This is a genomic window from Nitrospinota bacterium, assembly GCA_009873635.1.
In the GTDB taxonomy this organism is placed as follows: Bacteria; Nitrospinota; Nitrospinia; order Nitrospinales; family VA-1; genus LS-NOB.
The window spans coordinates 26,744-37,651 of the sequence record WAHY01000012.1 but is presented as its reverse complement, the minus strand read 5'-3'; the positions used below and the strand labels follow the sequence as shown (position 1 = coordinate 37,651).

Below are 10,908 nucleotides of genomic sequence, written 5' to 3'. Positions count from 1 at the left end.
GGCCTGATGTGCTGGCACATAACCTGGAAACGGTTGAATCACTGCAAAAAAATGTGCGGCCTCAGTGTAGATACGACTGGTCCTTGAAGACTTTGGAGGTAGCATCTAAAAGAAAAGGATTAATAGTAAAAAGTGGGCTCATGTTGGGTCTCGGAGAAAAAAAAGAAGAAGTGATTCAAACTATGAAAGACCTTGTTGAGGCAGGATGTCATATCCTTTCAATAGGGCAATACCTCAGGCCTTCTCCCGCGCATACGGAAGTGGTCGAGTTCATTCATCCCGACTGTTTTGCAGAGTTTAAGGTTATGGGTGAATCATTAGGCCTGAAACATGTCGAAGCAGGACCCCTTGTGAGAAGCTCTTATCTTGCAGACCGACAGGCTAAAGCGGTTGGGTTGAAAGATAGTAGTATCTTATATGATCCTGAATAGTGTTTTGATCAACCCAAGCGAGGTTTTACCATTTGAAGCATTTACCGCATTAATGGCTGAGTATGTGTAGGCGCTATAAGTCTTTTACTTGCAATGAATTATATTAGAAGGATTTAACGGTTGTGTGCAAAGATACTGATTTGGCACGAGCTTTGCTGCATTGACATATAAACGATCAATGCGTCAAATTATTATCTGGAGAAACCAGTGCTGTACCTGAATACCCTTCCTGGAACCTTAAATGGACTGCAACATTCAAACTCCTCTCATATAAAAAACAACTCGAACATTGGAGACCCTTTCTACTCAATATTGATCAAACACCAGATGAATATGATTCAGGCTTGGAATCCACAAAGGGGTACAGAGTCGACAATTGATCCTTTCTCTCTCTCGAAAGTTCTTCTTAAATTAAAAGGCTTTGGTTCTAAACAAAATTTTCAGCCCACTACCGATTTCCGGAAAGTTTTAAAAACCTACGAGACAGCGAAAAGTTTTGGTAAAAAGCAAAGCTTGAATAACTTAACCCTAAAGGAAATGTCGGATCGTATTGCTGAGAAAAACTCCATACCTTCCAGGTTATTTCAAAAGCTTATTCAAACTGAATCAGGGTTTAATACCAAAGCTTTGAGTTCTAGAGGAGCTATGGGGTTGGGACAGATTATGCCGGATACAGCTAGGGAACTGGGTCTGCATATGGGTGATGACAAGACACCTGGTTCTGTCTGGCATGCTGAGTCAAATTTAGACGCATCTGCACGTTATTTCAAAATGCTCTATAACAAATACCATGAAAAAGGAATCAGTGATAAAGAGGCCTGGAGTTTTGCTGCGGGTGCTTACAATGCAGGTATCGGAAATATTGGAAGGGCGATTAATAAGGTTTCAAAAGGGCCAGTGAAAACATGGGATCAGGTTGCAAAGGTTCTCCCACAAGTTACGGGCAAGTATTCTCAGGAAACGATCCGTTATGTTAATCGTTTGCGGACCTGACCTGATAAGGTATGTTGCTTTTATAATTTTTTTAACTTTATTTTCTTAATCCAAAAATTCCTCTAAAAAAGAGTAGTTAAAGATTTAAGATATTCTTGTTTACGGTCTTTTGCAAATAGTAAAAAGTACTTTTATGTGAATAATACATTTCTGCTCTATATCCTTTATCTATTAGTATTTTTTTAAATCTCGCCTAACACCATACAACAATGTAAAGAAAAAAGACTCAAGGGAAACTTTTCGTATTTCTTTTTCTATGGGAGGTAGGCAGTCTTTAGTGAAGTCAGATCCGTGCATAAATATTTTGACAAAGAGATACATAAGTTTTATAAAAACATGATATTTGACATTTCCATATAATTAATATGCATATTAAAAAAATTAGCCTACTTTTCATTGAATTTATCATTGAATTTTAAGATTATCTTTTAATTTAAAAGTTTGTAAAAATGCAAGGCTTATCAATTAGACTTTCAAGGAATATATAATGATTAACTTAAGTTGTATTATCTTGACGGGTGTGGTTGGAGTTTTATCTATAACTTTAGTATATTATTTCGTTACTGAATGGAACAGCGAATAACCGTTAAAATTGTTTACCTTAAGGATAAAATAGATTTCATATTCTTCTAATTTGGTGTCATTGAATATAAAGATATGCATGAAACAAATAATGGATATAACGATATTCCGAATTTAGATATTTTTGAGAGCAGTCGGGATAAAAGACACCTTTTTACCCAAAATAAAATTTTGGAAATTATTGTTCAGGAGCCCTCACTTAAAAAAACTCTGAATTCTATTGTTATTGAAATCGAAAAACTGCTCGATAACTTGAGAGGTTCCATACTATTAATAGATGATACTGGTAAACGTCTTATTCATGGTGCGGCTCCTAATCTACCCAAATTATATTGTGATGCAATCAATGGAATGTCCATTGGAGACAATGCTGGCTCTTGTGGCACTGCAGCTTACCTAAAGAAAACAATTATTGTTGAGGATATAGCTAGTAATAAACTTTGGAAAGACTTTAAAAAACTAGCTCTTCCTCATAACTTGCGCTCATGCTGGTCCATCCCAATTTTTGATATAGATGGAAAAGTATTGGGAACCTTCGCCCTTTACTACGATAAACCTAACCATCCTTCCGAATGGGATTTGAAGGTGATGAAATCAGTAGCTCACTTAGCTAGTCTTGCCATTAAGAAATACAATACTCAGCAATTAAGAAATTTACGTAACAAGCAGCAAAAGATTATAGAGAATGAAAGGAAGAAAATTGCAAGAGAAATTCATGATGAATTGGGGCATTCTTTGACAGCGATTAAACTTGAACTAACTTCGATCGAAAAGAGTATTGTGAACGCTGGACAGAATATGAATGCTAAAATTAAATTAATCTATTCACATATTGAAGAATCTCTGGAGACTGTTCGTAGAGTTTCTTCAGAGTTGCGACCCCAAGTGCTTGATATAATGGGATTTTGTAATGCACTGCAATGGCAGGTTGATAATTTTATTGATAAAACAAATATTAGCTGCCGTTTAAGAGTTTCTTCAGAGGAAATCAAACTAGATCCTGATTTGTCTATCGACTTGTTTAGAATATTCCAGGAAGCTTTGACTAATATTTCACGCCACTCCATGGCTAAAAATGTAAATGTTTTCTTTCATGAAACAAAAACTGAATATCGGTTGATTATTGATGATGATGGTATAGGTATCAATAGTGATAAAATTAATGATTTAAAGTCTTTGGGGTTGTTAGGAATTCGAGAGCGTGTATTGATTTGGAAAGGCCATTTTTCTATTAAAGGGACTACTGGAAATGGTACTCAATTATTAATAACTATTCCAAAAGTGGTAAATGAATAATTTCATAACAAAGAATATTCGAATAATTATTGCGGATGATCACGCTGTTGTTCGAAAAGGTCTGGTTCAGATAATCGATGAAACACCGGACATGGAATTAATTTATCAGGCGGGTGATGGTGATGAAGTTTTGGAAAAGCTTCCCGGTTTGGATGTGGATGTCTTGCTATTGGATATTAATATGCCAGGCCAAACAGGATGGGAAGTAATGCAGAAAGTTTATAATGACCACCCTGATATTAAAGTCGTGATTCTCAGTGTCTCTTCAGAAGAGAATTATGCCAAACAATTTTATAAGGCGGGTGCTGCAGGCTATTTGACAAAAGACAGCGCTCCTGAGCAGCTTGTTGAAGCCATTCGTAAGGTTGCTGATGGGGGAATTTATATCAGTCAAAATTTTGCTGAAAAAATGGTCAGTAGTTTATCAAGCGCTTCAGACAAGGCTTTGCACGAGAACTTGTCTCCAAGAGAGTTGCAAATTTTTTGTATGATTGGTGCTGGAAAAACTTTGACTGAAATTGCGAAGGAACTTGAACTGGGTGTGGGAACCGTGGGAACCTACAGGAGCAGAATTTTGGCTAAGACCACCTTGAAAAATAATGCGCAGATAACAAACTACGCCTTCAAAAATAATCTTGTCCAGTAAAGATAGTTCTTTATAGGTTTATCAGTTTTTTCAGGTTGAATTCTTCCGGGTTTGTTGCAAGGTGTTCTTTTTGTTTTTTTGACAGTTTTTTGATCGCAATTTCTGCTTTCAATGCCAATGAGCGGCTTCCTATCTCCTGTTGAAAGACCAGTGTTAAAGGTCCCTTCCCCTTGAGATATTTTGCAGCTTTGTTGCTACCCTCCTGATGCTCGATGAACCGGCGAGTTATATCCTGGGTGATGCCTGTGTAGAGTTGGCCATGTTTAGTCCTCACCATATATAGGTACCAGGGTAGAGTTTTCGAGTTGGAACCCATCGTGACGGTCAGGCCCCATTGTTAAACAGGCTCAGAAAATCCGCATAACCCTCTTTCTTTAAATTTTCAACGGGGATGAATCTCATAGCCGCTGAGTTGATGCAATACCTTAACCCTGTTGGCTTGGGTCCATCATGGAATAGATGACCTAAATGAGAATTGGCAGCTTTTGACCGCACTTCAATTCTAACCATATTGAAGGATGTATCTTTTTGCCTGATTATATTTTCCTGTACCAGCGGTCTTGTGAATGACGGCCAACCTGTTCCTGATTTAAATTTATCTTTGGAACTGAATAAAGGTTCACCAGATACTATATCGACATAAATGCCTGGTTTCTTATTGTCCCAATAGGCGTTGTTAAATGGCGGCTCGGTGCCATTTTTTTGCGTTACGTAATACTGCAGTTTAGTCAATTGGTTTTTTGATCCATTAATGTTGCCGATTAAAGTAAACTCGAAGTTTTTTGCTCCATTAAACTTCATTTTTGAGATTTTGTACTCTTTGTCCTTTCCCCAAACGCGGGATATATATTCATCCCTTCCTGATCCAGCCCGATATACTCTGTATCGAATATAATTTTTCTTGAAAAAATCCTGATGGTATTCCTCGGCAGGGTAAAACTGACTGGCGGGGACAATTCTGGTAACAATTTTTTTGCCGAACCTTTTATTTTTTTCAAGTTGTTTTTTGGATAGTTCTGCCGCTTGTTTTTGTTGCTTATTTTTATAAAAAATTCCCGTAGTGTACTGCTTGCCTCTGTCTACAAACTGACCTCCCGCATCCGTTGGGTCAATATTTCTCCAGAAAATTTGCAGAAGGTCAGAATAAGAAATTTTTCCTGGATTAAAATGAACTTCGACGGCTTCTACATGCTGGGTAGATCCTGAAGCAACTTGTTTGTAAGTAGGATTTTTCTCTTTTCCACCGGTGTACCCAGAGATGACTTTTGATATTCCTGGCAAATCTTCAAAAGGGTGCTCCATACACCAAAAACAGCCCCCTGCAAATATTGCCGTCTTTGTCTTTGTGGAATTGTTGATATCTTTGCTGGCAATTGATGATTGTTTGGAAGCACTGTTTACATTTTTAGGTATAAAAGCTAAGAATACAATAAAGCTGAAAAGTATTAATAAGGCGGCATATTGTTTGTACATTTCAAAAGACCTCCACAGACCATTTGTGTGTATCTATTTTCTCATTATTTGTGACAACAAATCCATATCATAATTAGTGTAGCTAAGTCGCACTTTTCTTCAAAAACTTTCAGACCTGGGAAACGAGAATGGATTTTGAGGTAGTACCGCAATGATGATAAGGGCTATCTTTGTGCCAATTTAGGGTGGATGCTCATAGCAGTTTGCAGCGGATTTATAGCCATTTTATACCGGCCCAGCTTCAAATAGATTTGTCCCAGTGTGTACTGGGCTTCTGCATTATTTGGATTGAGCCTGATTGATTCTAAAATGGCCGCAAGGGCTTCCTGATACCTGTTGGACAGAAAATAAGACAATGCCAGGAAATAATGAGAATCGTAATTGTCGGGTTCTAGTTTAATGGCTTTTTGGTAGTATTCGGTCGCCTCATGGTGTCTGTTTAAAGCTGCATGGGCCAAACCAATTTTAAAATTGGCTTCGGCAAAATCGGGTTTGATTCGCAGGCTTTCCTGAAGTTCTTCGAGCTTTTTATCGTGGCGTCCGACAGCTCCATAAGCAAGGGCCAGATAAAAATGCGATTTGAAATCATCTTTTCGAATCTTTAAAGACTGTTCCAAGGGTGGAATAGCTTGTTGAAATTTTTTGTTTTTAAGATAAATGAGACCCAGCTGTGTAAGCAAAACAGGATTATCAGGTTCTTTTTGTAATGCGGCTTTCATTGACTGTGCTGAAGGAATTTCCTCCTGAGATAATGCTGAGGAGCTGGCAGTGAGAAGACCTAAACCTAAAAATATTGACAATATCTTTTTCATGATACTTAGTCCTGATCTTTTTTAGGCACCCGATCGCCGAATGAACAAAAACTATATCCCGGACTTACATTCCTGTAAATAAAGAACGTGTAAAACCAACAGATTCAACTTTCTTGGCGAGGTGTTTTTTAGAGAATTTAATAATTGATGAATGCGATGGTTATGGCACCTTTTATTTCAATAAGTTGTGGGATTAGATTTGTTACAGCATTCATTTGTTATTTTTTTGGAGCCAGTGTTATGTTGTGACAACTTACAAACGAATGGGTATCTCCTGACTTTTCAGGAATTTGGCGGGTACATCTTTTTGACAATTCGGATCCCGGCTCTTCACTTAAATAAATCGGACAGCGTGGGTGAAAATGGCAACCTTTTGGTGGGTTGAGCGGTGAGGGAACATCTCCTGTCAATGGTTTGAAAGGTTTACGGGATTCCAGCGAGGGAACAGCCTCTAGAAGCGATTTGGTATAAGGGTGACGTGGGTTGTCAAAAAGTTCTTCAACCGGTGACTGTTCAACAATTTTACCAAGATACATGATCGCTACTGTATCAGCCATATAACGAACTACGCTGAGATTGTGGCTGATAAAGAGATAAGTCAGTTTGTGGCGTGCCTGCAATTCCTTTAGCAGGTTCAGAACCTGTGCCTGTACAGAGACATCCAGTGCGCTGGTGGGTTCATCCAGTACCAGAAATTCCGGTTCTAAAATGAGAGCACGGGCAATCGCAATTCGTTGCCGTTGGCCTCCTGAAAATTCATGCGGATAACGTTCTAAGATGGCAGGACTTAACCCCACTTCTTTTAAAACCCGGGAAATTTTATTGATCCGTTCCGTGGGTGACAGGTCGGGCTGGTGTGTTTCAATCCCTTCACCCACAATTCTCTCTATCGTCATTCGGGGTTGTAACGAACCGAAAGGATCCTGGAATACGACCTGCATACTTCGACGAAATTTTTTTAAAGCCTTTCCTTTAAGAAGCATAATGTTTTTATCGTCAAATAACACTTCTCCTTGTGCATCAGGTACCAGTTGAAGGATAGATTCACCCAAGGTGGTTTTTCCGCAACCAGATTCTCCCACCAGGGCAACCGTGGAACCCTTTTTAATATCCAGGTTTATATTGTCCACTGCCCGTATATGGTTTGCCACACGCAGAAATACACCTTTGCGGACTGGAAAATGGGTTTTTAAATTTCTTATTTTAACCAGCGGCTGGTTTTCAATTTTACGTATGGGAATAGGTTGTGTTTTGCCTTTTTGCTTCTGAGATAGACTAGGGCCTTTATCTAGTAAATGGCAGGTTGTTTGATGATTTTTACTTAGCTGGTGGACTGAACTTTCTTGTGTGTGGCAAATATCCATGACTTCAGAACAACGGTCGGCAAACCTGCATCCATCCTTGTATTCTGTCGCCGAAGGAACCAGGCCGGGAATGGTGTCTAGCAGAAGATTGCTTTTTTGAAGTTTCGGGATTGAACTGAAAAGCTTTTGTGTGTACGGGTGAGCCATTTTGTTAAAGATTTTCTCACGGCTACCATACTCTGCTATCCGGCCAGCGTACATGATGCACAAATCATCAGCCATCTGGTTTACGATGCCCATATCATGTGTGATAAGAAGAATCGCCATACCGTTTTGTTTTTGTAACTCACTCATCAGGCTTAATACTTGTGCTTGAATCGTTACATCCAAAGCGGTAGTAGGTTCATCGGCTATGAGCAGTTTTGGCTCGCAGGCCAGGGCCATGGCAATCATGACTCTTTGCTTCATGCCTCCAGAAAGCTGGTGTGGAAAGTCATCAATGCGTTTATGTGGATCAGGTATTCCTACCTTCTCCAAAAGTTCAAGAGCTTTTTTTCGGGAATCCCCTGTAGCAATCTTCAAGTGCTGTTTTAATGGCTCCGCAAGCTGGTCACCAATACGAAACAGGGGGTTCAGGGAGGTCATTGGCTCCTGAAATATCATGGCGATATCATTTCCCCTCATACCTCGCATATCTTCATCATTCAGCTTGAACAGATTTTGTCCCTGAAAATGGATTTCACCTGTTGGGTGATAACCATTTTCAGCGATCAGGCGAATGATTGAAAAGGCAGTCTGGGTTTTTCCACATCCGGATTCTCCAACCAGGGCCAAAGTCTTACCCTGCTCAAGATCAAAGGATACTCCATCTACAGCTCGGGCAGTCTTTCCCAATCCTGCATGAAAATGAGTGGCTAGATTTTTTACTGATAACATCATTTTATTACAGAGCTTTTCTTGGATCGAAGGCGTTGCGGATACCTTCTCCTATAAAAGTTAATAGTGTGATTGTCGCAGTTAGTGAGACGAAAGTCGGCAGTAAAATCCACAATGCCTGAAGGTTGTTTTTTCCTTGTGCCAACAGTTCCCCGATACTTGGAGCAGGACTGGGCACACCCAGATTTAGATAATCAAGACTCACCAATGCCAGAATTCCCGCTGTGACTTCGAAAGGAAAGAACGTCACAACCGGAGTTAAGGCGTTTGGCAGTATATGTCGACGCATGATCGTAAAGTTTGAAACTCCAAGTCCCTTGGCCGCTTTAACAAATTCAAAGTTGCGGACTTTTAAAAATTCTGCACGAATGTAGGCGGCAATTCCCATCCATGCGGTCAGGTTCAAAATTAAAAAAAGAAGCAGTGCTGAAGGTACTAAAAAAGAACTTAAAATTATCAGGATATATAATCTTGGAATTGACCCCCAGATTTCTGTCAACCGTTGACCAACAAGGTCAATTGCACCGCCGAAGAACCCCTGTGTCCCGCCTATCAGGCATCCGATAAGGGTGCCAGTAATCGCCAGGGATGCGCCAAACACCATTGAAATGCGGAACCCATATATTAACCTTGCCAGAACATCTCTCCCCCGGTCATCGGTTCCAAGATAATGCCCATCCATCCAGGAGCTTTCTATAAATCCGTCTCCATGAGGCCGGGATGTTCGGTAGGGTGCTGCGAGGACTACATTCCCGGTTTTTGATTCTGTTGGTATGTATTTATAGTCGTAACGTACTGGAGGCCATAGTATCCAGTGATCTCTTGGAGTGACTGGCTGGGGTGAAGAACTTTCAACCGTTGGTGTCACCGTTTCATCGATCTCTTCAAAATCATCAAGCTCGACACTGAATGAAGGTTCTTCTACTGCGTCTTCATCTTCGAAGTCATCCAGTTGCAACTCAAATGAACTTTTATCCTGTATTTCTTGAACGGGAGTATCGGGGACTCCTTTTAATATTCCAAGAAACCGGGGGGATTTATAATCCGGTTCGCTCGGTAGAGTGCCCCCAAAATCTTTCTCGCTGTATGTGAAGAGGATGGGGAAATAGGGTTTACTTTCCACAACGATTATCAATGGTCGCACATTACAGATTAATTCGGCTGGCAAAGTAATTAAAAACAGAAATGACAAAACCAAAAAACTGTTATAGGCACGCTTGTCATTTTTAAAGACAGCGACCTTTTCTGTTAGTTCTTTATTCAACTTCAGCATATTCAGCCCTGGGATTCATCGAATGAGATTCTTCTGTCAATTAAAATGTAGGATAGGTCGGTCAGTAACTGTCCTATCAGTCCCATGAGAGAAAAAATAAAAAGGGTGCCGAGTACAATTGGGTAGTCTCTTTGGATTACCGCCTGATATGAAAGAAGCCCAAGTCCATCCAAAGTGAAAATTTGCTCTAACAACAGTGAACCGGAAAAGAACATGGCCAGGAAAGCAATGGGAAAACCAGTCACCAGGGGGATCAACGAATTTTTCAGTACATGTTTGAATAAAACTTTTTTTTCTGGTAACCCCTTGGCTCTGGCCGTCAACACGTATTGCTTGCGCATCTCTTCCAGAAACGCGTTCTTGGTCAGCAGGGTGAGGGTGGCAAAACCTCCAAGCACGTAGCATAGCAGTGGTGCTGCTAAATGATGGAGGTAGTCCGAAAGTTTTTCCCAGAACGTCCAGGATTCGTAACCGGGAGTACCAACTGATGTCAGGCCGGCAATGGGTATAAGGTGGACAATGGCACCATCCCCTGGGCCAAAGAGGACGATGAGAAAAATTGCCAGCACAAAACCTGGAACGCTGTAACCAATAAGTACAATCATGCTTGTGACTGTATCAAAGCGTGTTCCATGTTTAACGGCTTTGGCGATACCTAGAATAATGCAGATGGTATAAGTCAAAAAAAAGCTGGTGATGCCCAAAGAAGCTGAGACGGGTAATTTCTCTTTGATTAGTTCAAGAACAGACTTGTTTCGATAAAAGGAGTTGCCAAATTTAAAAACCAGAAATCCTTCCCAATTGTCGCGGTCAAAAAAATTTTCCAAAAACGAAGCGGATTCATTTTTCGGGGAGTACCATAAAAAAGTACGCAAATATCTTTCCCACAGTGGCCGGTCAAGATGGTAAATCTTTTTCAATGCGGCCATATGCTTGGGATCTATTTCGCCAAACTTTTTACCTGGTCCCGTCAAGGCACCACCTCCTGCTTCTGTCAGAGTGCTGCCGTGCCCCCGCAATAGAGATTTCATCTGATCTATCGGGCCTCCTGGGACAAATTGAGTGGCGATAAAGGTTATGGTGATGATTCCAATTAAAGTCGGAAACATCAATAAGAGTCGGCGAATGATGTATGCGGTCATAATATTAAAATAAAACCTGT

The 10,908-nt window shown here is 40.2% G+C and carries 10 protein-coding genes; 4 read left to right on the top strand and 6 right to left on the bottom strand.

The features are described from left to right. From F3741_08525 to F3741_08510, 4 genes are all read left to right on the top strand, one after another. The coding region (locus tag F3741_08525) for a lipoyl synthase (GenBank protein MZG30835.1) at positions 1-431 on the top strand (431 nt) is incomplete at its 5' end. Between the two features lie 207 nt (positions 432-638). Further along, positions 639-1,424 (top strand): lytic transglycosylase domain-containing protein, encoded by a 786-nt coding sequence (locus F3741_08520; protein MZG30834.1) that lies wholly within the window; start codon positions 639-641, stop codon positions 1,422-1,424. Between the two features lie 657 nt (positions 1,425-2,081). After that, a complete protein-coding gene (locus F3741_08515; GenBank protein MZG30833.1) occupies positions 2,082-3,302 on the top strand; it encodes a GAF domain-containing sensor histidine kinase in 1,221 nt (406 codons plus the stop codon). Continuing rightward, positions 3,295-3,948 carry a response regulator transcription factor gene (locus F3741_08510; protein MZG30832.1) on the top strand — a complete coding sequence of 218 codons (654 nt, stop codon included), beginning with the start codon at positions 3,295-3,297 and terminating at the stop codon, positions 3,946-3,948. Before F3741_08515 ends, F3741_08510 begins: the two co-directional genes overlap by 8 nt. Before the next feature lie 10 nt (positions 3,949-3,958). Here F3741_08510 and F3741_08505 read toward each other — a convergent pair whose 3' ends face one another. From F3741_08505 to F3741_08480, 6 genes are all read right to left on the bottom strand, one after another. Beyond that, complete coding sequence (locus F3741_08505) at positions 3,959-4,264, bottom strand: GIY-YIG nuclease family protein (protein ID MZG30831.1); 306 nt, start codon at positions 4,262-4,264, stop codon at positions 3,959-3,961. An 8-nt stretch (positions 4,265-4,272) separates the two neighbouring features. After that, on the bottom strand, positions 4,273-5,421 hold the full coding sequence (gene msrB / locus F3741_08500) for a peptide-methionine (R)-S-oxide reductase MsrB (GenBank protein ID MZG30830.1): 1,149 nt from the start codon (positions 5,419-5,421) through the stop codon (positions 4,273-4,275). A gap of 164 nt (positions 5,422-5,585) precedes the next feature. Further along, positions 5,586-6,233 (bottom strand): tetratricopeptide repeat protein, encoded by a 648-nt coding sequence (locus tag F3741_08495; protein MZG30829.1) that lies wholly within the window; start codon positions 6,231-6,233, stop codon positions 5,586-5,588. 218 nt (positions 6,234-6,451) lie between these two features. Next, positions 6,452-8,476, bottom strand: coding sequence for a dipeptide ABC transporter ATP-binding protein (locus F3741_08490; GenBank protein MZG30828.1), 2,025 nt, complete (start codon positions 8,474-8,476; stop codon positions 6,452-6,454). A 4-nt stretch (positions 8,477-8,480) separates the two neighbouring features. Continuing rightward, a complete protein-coding gene (locus F3741_08485) occupies positions 8,481-9,746 on the bottom strand; it encodes an ABC transporter permease subunit (protein MZG30827.1) in 1,266 nt (421 codons plus the stop codon). A gap of 2 nt (positions 9,747-9,748) precedes the next feature. Further along, positions 9,749-10,888 carry an ABC transporter permease subunit gene (locus tag F3741_08480; protein ID MZG30826.1) on the bottom strand — a complete coding sequence of 380 codons (1,140 nt, stop codon included), beginning with the start codon at positions 10,886-10,888 and terminating at the stop codon, positions 9,749-9,751. Positions 10,889-10,908 lie beyond the last annotated feature (20 nt).

Excerpts from the sequence above, each read along its gene's own strand:
- F3741_08485 (MZG30827.1), bottom strand. The coding sequence starts at position 9,746 with ATGCTGAAGTTGAATAAAGAACTAACAGAAAAGGTCGCTGTCTTTAAA.
- F3741_08505 (MZG30831.1), bottom strand. The coding sequence starts at position 4,264 with ATGGGTTCCAACTCGAAAACTCTACCCTGGTACCTATATATGGTGAGG.
- F3741_08495 (MZG30829.1), bottom strand. The coding sequence starts at position 6,233 with ATGAAAAAGATATTGTCAATATTTTTAGGTTTAGGTCTTCTCACTGCC.
- msrB (MZG30830.1), bottom strand. The coding sequence starts at position 5,421 with ATGTACAAACAATATGCCGCCTTATTAATACTTTTCAGCTTTATTGTA.
- F3741_08515 (MZG30833.1), top strand. The coding sequence starts at position 2,082 with ATGCATGAAACAAATAATGGATATAACGATATTCCGAATTTAGATATT.
- F3741_08490 (MZG30828.1), bottom strand. The coding sequence starts at position 8,476 with ATGATGTTATCAGTAAAAAATCTAGCCACTCATTTTCATGCAGGATTG.
- F3741_08510 (MZG30832.1), top strand. The coding sequence starts at position 3,295 with ATGAATAATTTCATAACAAAGAATATTCGAATAATTATTGCGGATGAT.
- F3741_08480 (MZG30826.1), bottom strand. The coding sequence starts at position 10,888 with ATGACCGCATACATCATTCGCCGACTCTTATTGATGTTTCCGACTTTA.